Source organism: Seonamhaeicola sediminis, from assembly GCF_004358095.2.
Classification (GTDB): Bacteria; Bacteroidota; Bacteroidia; order Flavobacteriales; family Flavobacteriaceae; genus Seonamhaeicola; species Seonamhaeicola sediminis.
Map to the genome: position 1 here is coordinate 1 of NZ_SMZJ02000006.1, position 15,539 is coordinate 15,539.

The window sequence follows — 15,539 nt, forward strand, 5'->3', positions numbered from 1 at the left end:
TTGTTATGGCTCTTGTATATATGCTCATCTTCCACAATCGAAATATACACTTTTTCAAAGCGTTATGAAAAACCAACCGTTTTTCATACTTTTCCTTTTCTACACCCGAGGCAAGCCTCGGGGAATTCTATTGGATTAAAAATCCAGATTTAGTTCCAAAATTACTTGATATTCTTTTTAAAGTAAATGATAAAATATCTCACAGAGCTGCTTGGGTTTTTGAGTTTATGTGTACAGATAACATTGAAAATATAATTCCATATTTAGACCTATTTACCAAAAACATGCATAAGGTTCATTTAGATTCTGCTGTAAGACCTGTAGCTAAAATTTGTGAGCTTATTGCTAAAGCATATGCTTCGAAAAACGATAATAAAATAAAAACAGTCTTAACTCCAATTCATAAACAACGTATTATTGAAACCTGTTTTGATTACATGATTAACGATGAAAAAATAGCACCTAAAGCCTACTCGATGAATACACTATTTATACTTGGAAAGGAATACGATTGGGTACACCCAGAATTGGTTCTTATACTTGAGCGCGATTTCCAAATGCAAAGTTCTGGTTTCAAAGCTCGAGCAAGACATATTCTAAAAAAACTAAAAAGATATTAGTTAAAAACTTAGGTTTGTATGCTTCTGTCTTCTTTATAAAAAACTTATCTTTGCAACTTCTAAAAATCACATAAAAATATGTCATTATCTGTTTTAAATGCCATCTCTCCAATTGACGGACGCTATAGAAGTAAAGTCAGTGAATTAGCACCTTTCTTTTCTGAAGAAGCCCTCATAAAATATCGTGTTCTAGTTGAAATTGAATATTTTATTGCGCTTTGTGAATTGCCTTTACCTCAACTTTCAGATGTTGACCACAATATTTTTGATGATTTAAGAACCATTTATAAAGAGTTTTCTACTGATGACGCTTTAGCAATAAAAAAAATTGAAAGCGTAACTAACCACGATGTTAAAGCTGTTGAATATTTTATAAAAGAAAAATTTGATGCTTTAGGTTTATCACAATATAAGGAGTTTATTCACTTTGGATTAACCTCTCAAGACATTAACAACACAGCTATTCCTTTAAGTATTAAAGAAGCAATGAATGGTGTTTATGTTCCTGAATATTTTACGGTTTTAAATAAACTTAAAGAATTAGTTGAAGCCTGGAAAGATATTCCTATGTTGGCAAGAACACATGGGCAACCAGCTTCTCCAACGCGTTTAGGTAAAGAAATAGCGGTTTTTGTAACGCGTTTAGAAGAGCAGTTTAATTTGTTGAACGATATACCAAGTGCTGCAAAATTTGGTGGTGCTACAGGAAATTTCAACGCACATCATGTAGCTTATCCTGATATTGATTGGAAAGCTTTTGGAGATTCCTTTGTTCAAGAAAAATTAGGGCTTCACCACTCGTTTCCAACAACTCAGATTGAACATTATGACCATATGGCAGCGCTCTTTGATTGTTTAAAACGGATAAACACGATTTTAATTGATTTAGACCGAGATGTTTGGACTTATGTATCTATGGATTACTTCAAGCAAAAAATAAAAAAAGGTGAAGTTGGTAGTTCTGCAATGCCTCATAAAGTAAATCCAATCGATTTTGAAAATAGTGAAGGAAATTTAGGGATTGCCAATGCCGTTTTTGAGCACTTATCTGCTAAATTACCAATCTCAAGATTACAACGTGATTTAACTGATAGCACCGTTCTAAGAAATGTTGGTGTTCCATTTGGACATACCATTATTGGGTTTAAAGCAACTTTAAAAGGCTTAAATAAATTACTTTTAAACGGAACTAAATTTGCTCAAGATTTAGAAAACAATTGGGCCGTAGTAGCAGAAGCTATTCAAACCATTCTTCGTAGAGAAGGCTATCCTAATCCCTATGAAGCTTTAAAAGGACTAACAAGAACCAACGAAGCCATAAATAAAAATTCCATTTCAAATTTTATTGATACCTTAGAGGTGTCTAACAAAATAAAAGACGAATTGAAACGTATTACACCTAGTAATTACACCGGAATATAATTTATTTATGCTAACTGACAAACAATCGTTGATACTCTGTGGATTTATGGCCGTTGGTATTTTTGTTGCCGGGGTGCTTGATATTCTAGATAACTTTGTAATCTTAACGGTTCTCACTATTACTTTTTTAGCTATTATACTAAATTTAGTTGTAGCAAAATCATTTGTTAAAAAAGAAGAAGAATTGGAAGAATAAAAAAGCTTATCTAAATATCTTAGATAAGCTTTTTTATTATTGCTTCAAATATTAGTATAATTTATTTATTTAAAGAAATTCATAATATTTTGCATTTGATTTTCATCAACATTAGCGTTTTGTAAACTGTGAATTAATACTCCCATTTTTTCGGGGTTCATATCATCTCCCAAAATCCTTACAATGGCAAAACCCATTTCTTTTGCACTGCCAAATACAATTATTTCATCGGCTGCTTCATCGGTACCTATATACTTAATGGTAATCTTTCTTCCTCTATCACTAACATCCATTAAATCATTATACTTCTGGTCACTTAAAATGGTTTTAACCTTAGCTAATTCAGTATTATACGTTTCTAAATCATTTTCAGAAGTTTTATAGCCCAAAAAATTTAACCTTTTAACAGAATTATAGGCCTCTTCCTGTTCTTCAGTAAAATTAGATTTATCAATTTCTAGCATCGATATTGGAATATCTTGAGTTATGAAATTTTTTGTTTCTTGATTATCTACATAATACCGCTGTAAACTAACACCATCACCACAGCTTACAAAAAAAGCTGTGGTTAAAATGGCACATAAAATATATTGGATTGTCCGCTGCATGATTGATGATGTCTTTTTTATTTATTTTTTTCTAAATGTTCTCCTGCTGGGATATTCATTTTATCTGTAAGCTTTGATATTTCGTTCAAATCAATGTCACCAGTAAAGGATACAACTACCGTTTCTATTTTCCGTTCTTTCCCATTTATCTGGATTTTGTCATCCATATGTTTATCAATACCATTTACAAAGATTAAGAGTTCCTCTACATGATCTGCATCTCTACCTTCTTTTACATAAAATTTCACTTCACTTCCATCATCTCTAACTTCCATTAATTCTTCTAAAGAGCTAGATCTAGATTTTACCCATTTAGAGATATCAGAAGAAATATCTTTATTATCAGTCACTATAGTTTTAAAACTGGTAATACTTTTTACCATATCCATAAATGCCTTTGCTTCAGGATCAGAAGTATCAACCCCTACTTTGGCTATCATTTGAAACATTTTGGGTTTAATGTTTACATACGTTACATTGGGATCATCACTATACTTATCAAAAATATTTTTTTGAGCCATTCCCGCTAATGGCATTAACATAATTGCCATTACAAATACTATTAATCTTGTTTTCATTTTTTCTGTATTTAATTTTATTGTATTCATTTTGTTCGTTTTTTTGATTGTTACTTTTTGAAAATAATTTTGGTGGTATTTTCTATTTCGTTTAAATATCCTAACGTTGCTGTTCCTTTGTCAACTTCATTTAAATATCCAACGGCTTGAGTACCTTTATTGAAATGATTTGAAATCATTGCTAGTTGCTTTGAAACTTCCTCTAAAGCCTCTTCTGGTTCACAATACGTACCTAAATCATTGCAATTATTATCAATAATTGAAGTGGTAAAGTAAAACCCTATCATAAGAACCGCTACAGCTGCAACCGATAACCATTTATAATTAAATCGATTCTTAGGTTTTAATGGAAGGTCTTTAGTAAACTGTTCTTTTTGATTTCCCAAAAAATACTGAAACATTGGCTTATACATTTCTAAATGTGGCGCAACAGTTTCCTGAGAAAAATAGTTTTTTAACTGGGCTTCTTCCTTTAGTGTAGTTTCACCGTTCTCGTACTTTTCAAGTAATTTTTCTATATTATCTAACACCATAATTATGTGTTTTAGTTAACTTTTCTCTTATTGTTTTTCTTGCTCTAGATAAGGTCACACGTACCGCAGTATTATTCATATCAAGCATTTTTGCAATCTCATCATAATCATACGCTTCAATATCTCGCAACTGAATTATCATGCGCTGTTGCTCTGGTAATTCTTCTATTATTTTTCCTACCCAACTTGCACTGTCATTTAATTCAACTTGCCTTTGTAAAGGGGTATTTTTTTCTTCGTAATTGCTATGAACAATCTTTAAATTTTGTGCTTGTTTAGATTTTAACTTATCAAAACAAAAATTCTTGGTCATGGTCATAGAAAAGGCTTCTACATTCTTATACTCTTGAATTTTAGCCTTATTATTCCATAATTTTAACAGAACCTCTTGAGTTGCATCTTCAGCCTCTTCAGTCGATACCAGTAATCGTTTTGCTAATCGATACACTTTATCTTTAAAAGGCATTACAATATTTAAAAACTCTGTTTGAGTCATTCTTGGTCTGGTTTAGTTAATAGCTATTTTGGCTATTTGATATTACGACGAACTACTTCCTAATTTGTTACAAAAATTTTTTATTGTACAATAATGTAAGTAAATTTAGAGTTTGTTAGACTATCTATTGTACTAAAAATTGCCTTATGAAAAAATTCAAGCACTTTATCCTGTGCCTTATAGCCATTTGCTTAACAGGTTGTTTTACTGATAATGATGATAATATTGTCCAAGCCAGTGAGATTAATGACTTTATTTACAAGGGTATGAGTATTTTTTACCTTTATAAAGATAATGTTGATGTGCTATCAAATGACAGATTTTCAAGTGATGCAGAATATGCCGATTATTTGAATGGCTTCTCTAGTCCGTTTGATTTATTTGAAAGTCTAATTTTCGATAGACAAAATGTAGACAGGTTTAGTTGGCTGGTTGATGATTATTTTGAGCTAGAAAGACAATTTCAAGGAATAAGTGGCACCAATGGTATGGCATTCACCTTGTTTCCAGAACCTAACACTACAAATGGTGTTTTTGGTGTGGTAAGGTTGGTTTTACCAAATTCTGATGCCGATTTACAAGGTATAAAACGTGGTGATATTTTTTATGCCATTAATGGTGAAGAATTATTCTTTGATGCTTCTACAGGAAACAATAATTTCAATTTATTTGACCCTCAATCCTACACGTTAAATCTAGGCGTATACGATGATAAAGGTACTCCAGATGATAATGATGACACAGTAGAATCCCTCAATCAAAATGTGTTACTTTCAAAATCAGATTACACTGAAAATCCTATATATGAAACTGGGATTTTTGATGTTGGTGGTGAAAAGGTTGGTTACTTAATGTTTAACGGATTCACATCTGGTTATGATGACGAACTAAATTCGGTATTTAGCAATTTTAAAGCCAATAATGTGCAGCATTTAGTTTTAGATTTAAGGTACAACCCTGGCGGACGTGTTTCCATTGAAACTTCTTTGGCCAGCATGATTACGGGGCAGTTTACTGGTCAATTATTTACTAAACTTATACGTAATAGTAATTTTGAGAATACCAATTATAACTTTGAAGATAAAATTAGTGATGGGTCTACTATAAATAGTTTAGGTCTCATTAAAGTGTATGTGTTAACAACTCAAAGATCAGCATCAGCCAGTGAAGGACTCATAAATGGTTTAAATCCGTATATTGATGTCGTTCAAATAGGCACAAACACTACAGGTAAAACACAAGCATCTATTACACTTTATGACTCCCCTGATTTTACTAGAGAAGGTGTTAACCCAAACCATACGTATGCTATGCAACCGCTTATTGCTGATGGTGTAAACAAAGATGGTACAAAGGTTCCAAATACTGGTTTAATACCAGATATTGAATTTAGAGAAAATGGTTTAAACTATGGGGTTATTGGTGATGAAAATGAACCATTTTTAGCAGTAGCTTTGGCCGAAATAGCCAATGGCATCACCAAATTCGATTTTACCAAATTTGAATCTTTACCAACTTTAAAACAACCTATTAAGGACAGTAACGATTTTATTCCTCACAAAGGAGGAATGATAATAGACTAAAATCAACCTTTTTGAAAAAACAAAAAACCTACTTTAACTGGAGTTCTGGTAAAGACTCTGCTTTATCACTATATTATTTGTTACAAAATGATCAATTTTCAGTTGAGGAACTTATTACAACTGTTAATACTCATTATAATCGTGTATCTATGCACGGTCTTAGAAATGAACTTTTAATTGCTCAAACCCACGCAATAGGTATATCCGCAAGTTTTATTGAACTTCCTGAAATGCCAGATATGGAAACTTATGAGCAAAAAATGAATGCAACTGTTTCTAGATTAAAACAAGAGGGCTTTACACACTCGGCATTTGGCGATATATTTCTAGAAGATTTAAGGCAATACAGAGAAACCAAATTAGCAAAACAAGGTTTTAAAGCTGTGTTTCCTATTTGGAAACGTGACACCAAGGAATTATTAAACGAGTTTCTGGATTTAGGTTTTAAAACTATTATTGTTTGTGCTAATTCTAAACACTTTGATAGCGATTTTGTTGGTACGGTTATAGACAAAAACTTTATTAATAACTTACCCGATGACGTTGACCCATGTGGTGAAAATGGAGAATTTCACACCTTCTGTTTTGATGGCCCTATTTTTAAAAAACCCATAGACTTTAGCATTGGAGAAAAAATTTATAGAGAATATAAAAATCCAAATACCGATAATTCGGTCTGTAACAATGACAAACATCAATATGGTGTTTGGTATTGCGATTTAATTCCAAAATAAAAAGCCGCTATAATCCAAAATCATAGCGACCTTTCTAGTGTTTATTATAATGTACCGGTAAGGTAACTATCGGGATTGTTAAAGAGTGTCGATGAGAACCTGAAATTAATTAAGTTTACATAAAAAAGATACTTCTTACAAATTCAAATTCAATCCTAAATTCACATTTCTACCTCTGGTAGTATATCCTAAAATTTCAAAATAATCTTCATTAAATAAATTGGTAATGTTTGTAAATACCTTCACCTTATTCTTTAAAATTTTATGGCTGAAGTGTAAATCTACCAAAGAAAAAGCACTTAAATCTTCATTTGTAAAAGTTGAGAAGTTAGTATCAGTTCTTTCTCCAACAAATTGATAGTTTAATGAGGCAAACGTGTTTTCACAAAAATCATAACCTATACTCGCATTGGCTTTGTGTTTTGGTATTCTTAAGCGCACGCCATCTTTTACTTCTGTAAATGTATAGTTGGCACTAAAGGTTAAGTTATCAACTAAATCAACTTGAACTTCAGCTTCAAGGCCATGTACCGTGGCATCTGTGGTTGCATTTTCATAGGCCGTAGTGTAAATTATGGTGTTTTCTTCATTTCTATTAAAATAAAGTGCATTAACGCGTAAACCTTTTTTAGTATTAAACTCTAAACCACCTTCAACGGTAATATTTTCTTCAGGTTCTAAATCTGGATTAGCCCCAAAAAAGCCAAATAATTGAGATAAGTTAGGAGCAACAAAAGACGAGGCATAAGAGCCAAAAACTTTGGTATAACCTTCACCAACAGAAATAGTATAAGATGGGTTTAAACTGTAAACAAAATGAGAGCCGTATTCACTATGATTATTTAATCTACCTCCTGCGTTTAAGTTAAAACCATAATCTGAAACATAAACAACGTTAAAATAAGGATCGGTATTTGTGAAACTTTGTTCTGTAGCAAAAAGACTATTATAATGGCCATAATTTATACCAATAATAGTATAAAACTTATTTTTGAAATTGTACTTATTAAATGCATCAATAACATAACTATCAGCTTCATTAATAGAACTAAAAGCAGAAATGGTTTCTCTATTAATTTTGGTATAAGCTGCATTTACCTGAAAACTTCCATTCTTGTAGGTAAACTTTGGAGCAACCCCTACTCGCTTCTGTTCTGAAATAAATTCATCATTAGTATCTGCAAACGCAAACGTAGGTGGCGGAAACCCATCAATATCGGTTTTAAATCTATCTAAACTCTTGTATGCTGATAATTCAAAAGCCTTAGAGAATTGATAACCCAATTTAAAATTCAAGTTATATCTAGAAAAAGGATCTTTTTCAGGTGTTTCAGATTTAGCAGCAGATAAGCCGTCTACATACTGATTTCCAAAACTTGTCAAGTAGGTAAATTTATTCAAAGTTCCATTAATAGAAACATTATTGGTAAAACTAGCGCCATTATAATTTAAATTGTCTTGGGTTTGATTGGTACCCACAACCGACAAAAAATTTCCCGAAATCTTTTCTTTTGAAACTTTTTTTGTTGTGATATTAATAACCGCGGTGGCTGCAGCATTACCATAAAGTGTACTTGCAGCTCCTTTTATAATTTCAATGGATTCAATAGTATTTAAATCCATCAACCTTAAATCAAATTCGTTATTAACTAATGAAGGGTCGTTTACTTGTACCCCATCAATCAATACCAAAACTTGTCTGTTGTTTCCTCCTCTAACAAAACTAGAAATATTTTGTCCTGCAACACTTCGGCTTCCATTAATTTCAATACCACTTTTAGTGTTAATTAGTTCTGAAATGCTTCTACCTTGGTTACGTTCAATGTCCTGCCTTGAAATTTTAACAACCGTTTTTCCAGAATTTTCACGCTTTAGTGCAAAGCGAGAATCTGAAATTACAACCTCATCTAGTTGTTCTAACTTTGTTGAATCTGCTTTTTGTTCTTGTGCAAACCCAAACATTGATATACCAATACACAGTACACCAAAAACATTTATTTTTTTCACTTAATAAAAATTACTCGAGAATCGCGTATATTATCTAACACAAACTTTTATCCCGAAAGTTTAACCTATTTGTTTTGAAAATGGCAGGTCTCCTGACTTATTTAATGTTATTTCACCTTCCCAGTATTACCCAGTGGTTTTGTAGTAAACAACACCCTCAAAAGAGGTACTGAATTTAGTTCAGCATAAACTTACAGTTGCGGGAACAGCTCTGGATTTACACCAGATTCCCTTTTAATCTACTCAGCAGAAACTAAGCAGAACCAAATGTCGCATCAAAAATACTCCTTTTAATTATATAGCAATTGTAAAAACTACTTTTTCTTATTCAATTTGTAAATAAGATAAATAAAGCCTGCAAGAAAATGAGCTATTATAACTCCGGCTACTATATATATTGTTAAATTTGAACCGTCTCGCATGGTTTAATTTTTCCAAAAGTAGATATCTTTAAAATGACAAAACGTGACAATTGTCACATTTATTAATGAAAGACAAATTATTTTTTTTCATAATCTGCATATTCTTTTTTGCTTGTAAAAGCGAACCTAAAAAGCAATTAATAGAAATTGTTACAGGTACTCCTATTCCCCTTAAATATGCTTCCGGTTTTTCTGCCAAGGATTATGGAACTTATAAGATTATTGAAATAACTCAACCGTGGCCAAATGCTAATCAGCATTATCGTTTTGCTTTACTAAAACCAAATTATGATACTGACATATGGAGTCATAAAAAAACAAGATTTGATGATGTTATAGAACTTCCCATCAAAAAAATAGTGGTTACCTCAACAACGCATATACCAGCGCTCGAGCTTCTAAATATTGAAGAAACATTAATAGGGTTTCCGGGAACAGATTTTATTTCTTCAAAAAAAATTAGAAAAAGAATTGATGCTGGTTTTATTAAAGAATTGGGTAAAAACGAAAGTCTAAACACTGAAATATTATTAGGGCAAGATCCAGATTTAGTCGTTGGTTTTGGTATTGATGGAAGCAATAGAGCGTTCAAAACACTAAAAAACTCTGGTATTCCAGTTATATACAATGGAGATTGGACTGAAAGCTCTCCTCTAGCTAAAGCCGAATGGATTAAGTTTTTTGGAATACTTTTTAATAAAGAAAAAACAGCCGATTCTATTTTTAACACTATTGAAAAAAACTATTTAGCAGCCAAAAAAGTTGCTAAAAAAGCAGACACAAAACCAACCGTATTAAGTGGTGCCATGCATAGTGATGTTTGGTATTTACCCAATGGCAAAAGTACTGAGGCTCAATTATTAAATGATGCTAATGTAAATTATCTCTGGTCAAATTCTGAGGGTAGCGGAAGCTTAAAACTTAACTTTGAATCGGTTTTTGAAAAAGCAAAAGATGCCGACATTTGGTTAAGTCCATCAAATTATAGTAGTTTACAAAAACTTAAAAATGCCAACTCGCATCATACCATGTTTAAAGCTTTCAATAATAAAACCATCTATTCGTTTACAAATACAACTGGAAATACTGGTGGTGTTATGTATTATGAATTAGGTTATGCCAGACCTGATTGGGTTTTAAAAGATATTATAAAAATTTGTCACCCAGAACTTCTAAAAGATTATAAACCCTTTTTTTTTAAACAATTACTTTAATTGTCAAATAAAAAATCATATAAAATTTTATTTCTTCTATTAACAATAATTCTAATTGTTTGTTTCTTCGTAAATATTAGTTTAGGTTCGGTTTCTATTCCGCTAAAAGATGTTTTTAATAGTCTTATTAGTGGTTCAACAGAACGAGAAACCTGGCAACATATTATTCAAAATTATAGGTTACCTAAAGCAATTACAGCTATTTTAGTAGGTTCTGGTTTAGGTATTTCAGGATTATTAATGCAAACACTTTTTAGAAATCCTTTAGCAGGACCTTTTGTATTAGGAATAAGTTCAGGAGCAAGCTTAGGGGTTGCTCTAATTGTTTTAGGTTCTAGTGTTTTTAGTGGTATTTTGACTTCTTCTTTTATGGGTCAATGGAGTATTGTTATTGCTGCCAGTTTAGGAAGTTTACTAGTGTTATTGGCTGTATTGATTATATCTTTAAAAGTAAGAGATACTATGGCCATTCTTATTATTGGACTTATGTTTTCTAGTATTACAGCTGCTATTGTAAGTGTATTGTCATACTTTGGATCTGCCGAACAATTACAACAATACATTTTCTGGGGATTTGGTAGTTTAGGAAATTTAAGTTGGAACGAAATTCTAATTTTTGCCATTGTTTATGTTTTAGGATTATTGATTAGTGTTTCTGCCATTAAATCACTTAATACCTTACTTTTAGGAGAAAACTATGCTAAAAGTTTAGGGTTAAACATTAAAAGAAATCGGTTAACCATTATTTTGGCAACTAGCTTATTAGCTGGAACTATTACGGCCTTTTCTGGCCCCATAGCTTTTATCGGTTTAGCAATTCCTCACATAGCGAGACAAATATTTAATACCTCAAATCATAAAACTTTGCTACCAGCAGTTTTTCTTTTTGGTGCTATTGTAATGCTAATATGCGATAGTATTTCACAGCTTCCAAATACCGAGAAAACTTTACCTATAAATGCAATAACCTCTTTATTTGGTGCTCCAATAGTTATTTGGTTATTAGTAAGAAAAAGAAAAATGATATTTTAATGAATTACAAAGCATCAAATATTGTTTTAAAAACCAAAAATCTATCGGTTGGCTATACGTCTAAAAAGAAAGCAACCGTTGTAGCTTCAAACATAAATATTGAACTAAAAAAAGGGGAACTAGTTGGGTTAATTGGCGCCAATGGTATTGGCAAATCAACACTATTGAGAACACTCACAAATGTTCAGCCCAAACTAAAAGGGAGTATTTCAATAAACGGAAACTTATTACAGGACTACTCTAGCTTAGCATTAGCAAAAGTGATGAGCATTGTTCTCACAGAATCTTTAGCCTCTAAAAATCTCACTGTTTTTGAACTAGTGGCTTTAGGAAGGCAACCCTACACCAATTGGGTTGGTAATTTAACTAAAAACGATATAGCTCTAATCAATAAAGCTTTAGAGCAAACCAATATTTTAGAATTAAAAAACAAAAAATGTTTTGAGTTAAGTGACGGACAATTACAAAAAGTAATGATTTCACGTGCCTTAGCTCAAAGCACAGATATCATCATTTTAGATGAGCCCACAACGCATTTAGACATGTATCATAAGGCTTATATTTTAAAGCTTCTTCAAAAATTAGCCAAAGAAACCAATAAAACAATACTGTTTTCAACACATGAAATAGATTTAGCCATTCAATTGAGCAATAAGTTGGTTATAATGACTAACAATCAAGTAGTTTATGATGAACCTTGCAGCCTAATTCAAAAAGGTACTTTTGATGAACTCTTCCCTAAAGACTTAATCGCTTTTAATAATAAAACTGGAAGTTTTAGAATAAAAAAATAGTTTTTATTTCTAACCAAAATTCACTAAATTAACTTGCCTGAAATTCAAGTCTTTAGAATTTTATTACTTATGGAATGTTTTTTCGCAAACTCAAAACCTTCCAATCATGAAAACCAAATTAAGTTTTATTCTTTCAGGAACTATAATAGCAATTTTAATCTTTTTTGTACTAAATAAAAGTAATAACGAATTAACGGTTCACCCTAAACTGATTGTTAGCAATATTAAATGTATTCCTCCAACTTTTTTACTAGAAGAGGTAGATACCACTAAACAAATTTCTCCTCTGTTTGAAAATCTGGGAAACCTCACTTATAAGATTAGTACTAAAAATAAAAACACACAAATTTTTTTCAATCAGGGATTAAAGCTTACTTATGCTTTTAACCACGCTGAAGCACACCGTTCGTTTTTAGAAGCTTCTAAATTAGACCCTAGTGCTGCTATGGCATATTGGGGACAAGCTTATGTTTTAGGTCCAAATATTAACGACCCTATGCCAGATGATGAGCGAAAAACCAAATGTAACGAAGCTATTGAAAAAGCCAAAGAACTCCTTGCTAAAGCGTCTCCCAAAGAACAAGCTCTTATTAATGCTTTATCAAAAAGATACTCTCTCAACTTATCTAAAGGCATTGACACCCTCAATTTAGAATACATGCACGCTATGGAAAAAGTTGTAGAGCAATATCCTAAGGATGCTAATATTTTAATACTCTATGCAGCTTCCGTGATGAATACCACACCTTGGAATTATTGGGATAAAGAAGGTAACCCACAGCCAAAAATAAAAGAAGCTAAATTGGCCTTGGAAAAAGCTATTGAATTAGAGCCAGATAATCCTGGAGCGCATCACTATTACATTCATATGGTAGAATTACCAAAACCTGATTTGGGTGTACCTTCTGCTGATAAACTAGGAAAGCTAATGCCCGCTGCTGGCCATTTAGTTCACATGCCATCTCATATTTATATTAGAGTGGGTAGGTACAAAGATGCCGTTACCGTTAACCAAAAAGCTATTCTAGCTGATGAAGATTATATTTCTCAATGCTATGCTCAAGGCATGTATCCTTTAGGATATTACCCACATAATATTCATTTTTTATGGTCAGCTTCCAGTTTACTTGGAGCTAGTGACATTGCTATTGATGCTGCTAAAAAAACCGCTGAAAAAGTTCCCATTGGCGAAATGAAAGACCTTCATTTTCTTCAAAATTTTGCCGCAACACCATTATTAGCTTATACCCGCTTTGGTAAATGGAATGATATTTTAACATATCCTAAACCAAACGACGATATTAAACATTTAAAATTGATTTGGCACTATGCCAGAGGAATAGCATTCATAAAAAAGAATAACTTAAAAGAAGCTGAGGAAGAACTCGAATCTATTAAGGCTTACACTATAGATATTGATTTTGAAATCAACATGGCAACCGGATTTGACCCCGGAACCACCATTGCCAAATTAGCTTATGAAATTGTTTCTGGTGAAATGGCATTAGCAAAAGGTAACCTAGATTTGGCTATCAGTCATCTAGAAGAAGCTGTTAAAATTGAGGACGGGTTAACTTATAACGAACCTTCTGCGTGGCATATCCCACCAAGACAAAACTTAGGTCATGCTTTGATGAAAGCAAAAAAATATGAAGCTGCCGAAATAATCTATCAAGAAGATTTAAAAGTGTTACGACAAAACGGTTGGTCATTAATGGGGCTATATAATAGTTTAAAGGCTCAAGATAAAATGGAGGAAGCTGCCAGAATTAAAGAGGAATTCAATCAAGCTTGGAAAGAAGCTGATATTGAAATCAATACATCTGTTTTATAATTTTTTTTAACATGCCCTATTTGAATCCCTTTTTTTAGTGCTAAAAAATTATCTTTGGTTAAACTTAATTTTTAAATGAACGAAAGTATAATTTTAATCCTAGCCATACTAGTTTCTGGAGTTATTGGTGTATACATTGGTAAAACTATTGACAAACTTAAAAGCAAAAGTGAACAAAGCACTTTAAAAGAACGTCAAAACCAAATGCAATTGATTATAGATGACTTGAAACAAAATCTTACCAAAATTGAAAATGAACGAGAGAATATACGAAAGGAAAAAGAATTTTTAAATACAGAATTAGTAAGACGTAATTCTGAATACGAAAATTTACAAGAACAAAACCTAAAACGCGATAAAGAACTAGAAGAACGTCAAGAACAGTTACGTAAAGATTTTGAACTTTTAGCCAATAAAATACTTGAGGAAAAATCAAATAAATTTACTGAACAGAATAAGGAGAATATCAAGAATATTTTAAATCCGCTTCAGGAAAAAATTCAAGGTTTCGAGAAGAAGGTAGAGGCTTCCCAAAAGGAAAGTATTAGTATGCATTCGGCCTTAAAAGAACAGCTTTTAGGATTAAAAGACCTCAACCAACAAATGACCAAAGAGGCTACCAACCTTACCAGAGCGTTAAAAGGTGATAGTAAAATGCAAGGAAATTGGGGTGAATTAGTTTTAGAACGTGTACTTGAAAAATCTGGACTAGAAAAAGATCGCGAGTATTTTGTACAACAAAGTTTTACTAGGGATGATAATTCGCGCGTAATGCCCGATGTGGTTTTGCACTTACCAGATGGCAAAAAAATGATTATAGATTCTAAAGTATCGCTTACTGATTATGAGCGTATGGTAAATGCTGATGAAGATGATAGACCTCAATTTTTAAAAGCACATATAAACTCTGTTAGTAAACACGTAGAGCAGCTATCGTCTAAAAACTATCAGGATTTATATGATATTGAATCACCAGATTTTGTGCTCATGTTTATTCCTATTGAACCCGCTTTTGCTGTGGTTGTGAATGAAGATAACAGCATTTACAATAAAGCTTTTGAAAAAAACATTGTTATTGTAACACCATCTACCTTGCTGGCCACATTGCGCACCATTGATACCATGTGGAATAATGAGAAACAACAACGTAACGCTATTGAAATTGCTAAACAAGCTGGAGCACTCTACGATCAGTTTGTTAACTTAACCGACGATCTTTTAAAAGTTGGTAATCAACTAAATACTGTTAAAGGAAGTTATGATTCTACAATGAAAAAATTAACAGGTAAAGGCAACTTACTTAAAAAAGTTGAAAACCTAAAAAAACTAGGTATTAAAGCTAATAAACAAGTAAACGAAAAACTACTCAATAAAGCTGAAGAAAACGAATAATTTGCTTTTCACGTAAAAACGTGATATATTTGAATATTCCTTAAAAAAGGAATAATTTAAAATATTCCTTTAAA

15 protein-coding genes and 1 riboswitch are annotated in these 15,539 nt (G+C 32.0%); of the genes, 10 read left to right on the forward strand and 5 right to left on the reverse strand.

Annotation, left to right across the window (positions count from 1 at the left end; genetic code table 11):
• The first annotated feature begins 284 nt into the window (after nt 1-284).
• From E1J38_RS10750 to E1J38_RS10760, 3 genes are all read left to right on the forward strand, one after another.
• Nucleotides 285-620 (forward strand): hypothetical protein, encoded by a 336-nt coding sequence (locus E1J38_RS10750; protein ID WP_255449863.1) that lies wholly within the window; start codon nt 285-287, stop codon nt 618-620.
• Between the two features lie 78 nt (nt 621-698).
• Complete coding sequence (gene purB, locus E1J38_RS10755) at nt 699-2,042, forward strand: adenylosuccinate lyase (protein ID WP_133357030.1); 1,344 nt, start codon at nt 699-701, stop codon at nt 2,040-2,042.
• A gap of 7 nt (nt 2,043-2,049) precedes the next feature.
• Nucleotides 2,050-2,238 (forward strand): hypothetical protein, encoded by a 189-nt coding sequence (locus E1J38_RS10760; RefSeq protein WP_133357029.1) that lies wholly within the window; start codon nt 2,050-2,052, stop codon nt 2,236-2,238.
• A 65-nt stretch (nt 2,239-2,303) separates the two neighbouring features.
• Here the strand turns inward: E1J38_RS10760 and E1J38_RS10765 are convergent, their stop codons facing one another.
• Genes E1J38_RS10765 through E1J38_RS10780 form a run of 4 tightly spaced genes read right to left on the reverse strand, consistent with a single transcriptional unit; the run spans nt 2,304 to nt 4,453 of the window.
• A complete protein-coding gene (locus tag E1J38_RS10765; protein ID WP_133357028.1) occupies nt 2,304-2,846 on the reverse strand; it encodes a GFO_1091 family lipoprotein in 543 nt (180 codons plus the stop codon).
• 17 nt (nt 2,847-2,863) lie between these two features.
• On the reverse strand, nt 2,864-3,424 hold the full coding sequence (locus E1J38_RS10770) for a GFO_1090 family protein (protein WP_133357042.1): 561 nt from the start codon (nt 3,422-3,424) through the stop codon (nt 2,864-2,866).
• A gap of 50 nt (nt 3,425-3,474) precedes the next feature.
• Nucleotides 3,475-3,957: a PG0215 family putative anti-sigma factor gene (locus E1J38_RS10775; RefSeq protein ID WP_133357027.1), complete on the reverse strand. Its 483-nt coding sequence runs from the start codon at nt 3,955-3,957 to the stop codon at nt 3,475-3,477.
• A complete protein-coding gene (locus E1J38_RS10780; protein WP_133357026.1) occupies nt 3,944-4,453 on the reverse strand; it encodes a GFO_1088 family ECF-type sigma factor in 510 nt (169 codons plus the stop codon). The genes E1J38_RS10775 and E1J38_RS10780 overlap by 14 nt, the downstream gene beginning before the upstream one ends.
• Nucleotides 4,454-4,599: 146 nt before the next feature.
• On the opposite strand from E1J38_RS10780, the gene E1J38_RS10785 reads away from it, so the two are divergent.
• Both E1J38_RS10785 and E1J38_RS10790 read left to right on the forward strand, forming a co-directional pair.
• A complete protein-coding gene (locus E1J38_RS10785) occupies nt 4,600-6,036 on the forward strand; it encodes a GFO_1087 family putative carboxy terminal peptidase (RefSeq protein WP_133357025.1) in 1,437 nt (478 codons plus the stop codon).
• 11 nt (nt 6,037-6,047) lie between these two features.
• Nucleotides 6,048-6,770, forward strand: a complete 723-nt coding sequence (locus E1J38_RS10790; RefSeq protein WP_133357024.1) for a Dph6-related ATP pyrophosphatase — start codon at nt 6,048-6,050, stop codon at nt 6,768-6,770.
• Between the two features lie 135 nt (nt 6,771-6,905).
• Here the strand turns inward: E1J38_RS10790 and E1J38_RS10795 are convergent, their stop codons facing one another.
• On the reverse strand, nt 6,906-8,777 hold the full coding sequence (locus E1J38_RS10795; protein ID WP_133357023.1) for a TonB-dependent receptor plug domain-containing protein: 1,872 nt from the start codon (nt 8,775-8,777) through the stop codon (nt 6,906-6,908).
• Nucleotides 8,778-8,842: 65 nt separating this feature from the next.
• A riboswitch (cobalamin riboswitch) is annotated at nt 8,843-9,060 on the reverse strand.
• 204 nt (nt 9,061-9,264) lie between these two features.
• Here E1J38_RS10795 and E1J38_RS10800 point away from each other — a divergent pair.
• The 5 genes from E1J38_RS10800 (at nt 9,265) to E1J38_RS10820 (ending at nt 15,465) form a co-directional block, all read left to right on the forward strand.
• A complete protein-coding gene (locus E1J38_RS10800) occupies nt 9,265-10,413 on the forward strand; it encodes an ABC transporter substrate-binding protein (RefSeq protein ID WP_133357022.1) in 1,149 nt (382 codons plus the stop codon).
• Nucleotides 10,414-11,445, forward strand: a complete 1,032-nt coding sequence (locus tag E1J38_RS10805; protein WP_133357021.1) for a FecCD family ABC transporter permease — start codon at nt 10,414-10,416, stop codon at nt 11,443-11,445.
• Nucleotides 11,445-12,239 (forward strand): ABC transporter ATP-binding protein, encoded by a 795-nt coding sequence (locus E1J38_RS10810; RefSeq protein WP_133357020.1) that lies wholly within the window; start codon nt 11,445-11,447, stop codon nt 12,237-12,239. Before E1J38_RS10805 ends, E1J38_RS10810 begins: the two co-directional genes overlap by 1 nt.
• A gap of 106 nt (nt 12,240-12,345) precedes the next feature.
• Nucleotides 12,346-14,073 (forward strand): tetratricopeptide repeat protein, encoded by a 1,728-nt coding sequence (locus E1J38_RS10815; RefSeq protein WP_133357019.1) that lies wholly within the window; start codon nt 12,346-12,348, stop codon nt 14,071-14,073.
• 75 nt (nt 14,074-14,148) lie between these two features.
• A complete protein-coding gene (locus E1J38_RS10820) occupies nt 14,149-15,465 on the forward strand; it encodes a DNA recombination protein RmuC (RefSeq protein ID WP_133357018.1) in 1,317 nt (438 codons plus the stop codon).
• Nucleotides 15,466-15,539: the final 74 nt, after the last annotated feature.